Consider the following 555-nt stretch of genomic DNA (forward strand, 5'->3'; position numbering starts at 1 on the left):
GATAACGTGCGATCACTTCTGCATTTTCTGATAGGAAATCTGTAATTTTACCTTTTCCTTCATCGCCCCATTGCGTACCTACTACAACTACTGAAGACATGTCCGTGCACCTCCGTTAAACTTTCAAAACGATTCTATTCAAACAAATCAAGTTTATCAGTGAAGAAACAGAAAGTCAATTGTAAATCCGAACATTAAATTAATGTAAATCTATATTCGTTCGCTTCCATTCGTTTTATAAGCGTTTTCTCACTGCTTTGTCATAAAAAGCTTGCGAAACTTTCATCCTTTAGCATAAGAAAGAATCACTTGCCCGATATCCCTTTAGAATTCATAAAAACGATTCGCCAGCCGTCCGGGTCCTCTATCGTCACGCCCCCATTGCTCCAGTACGGGTTCTCTGATTCGACCTCTTGATAGCCCATGTGTTTTAGCTTTGAAGTGATCGCTGCCAGTTCATCTGCGTTCGGCACATAAAAAACAAGAAGGCTGTCGGGATGGAGAATGGGGGCAGTGCTTTCCCCTTCATACTGGGTGAATTCCAAATGATAATCG

At 41.4% G+C, this 555-nt stretch carries 2 protein-coding genes; both read right to left on the reverse strand.

Annotated features, from left to right (window positions below; all coding sequences use genetic code 11):
* Nucleotides 1-100: adenylosuccinate synthetase (locus ACWHAR_RS30740; protein ID WP_452088893.1), on the reverse strand; the 100-nt coding region annotated here is incomplete at its 3' end.
* Between the two features lie 205 nt (nt 101-305).
* A partial coding sequence (locus tag ACWHAR_RS30745; RefSeq protein ID WP_452088892.1) for a VOC family protein occupies nt 306-555 on the reverse strand: 250 nt, incomplete at its 5' end.

It is taken from the genome of Bacillus sp. LR--39 (assembly GCF_053613335.1).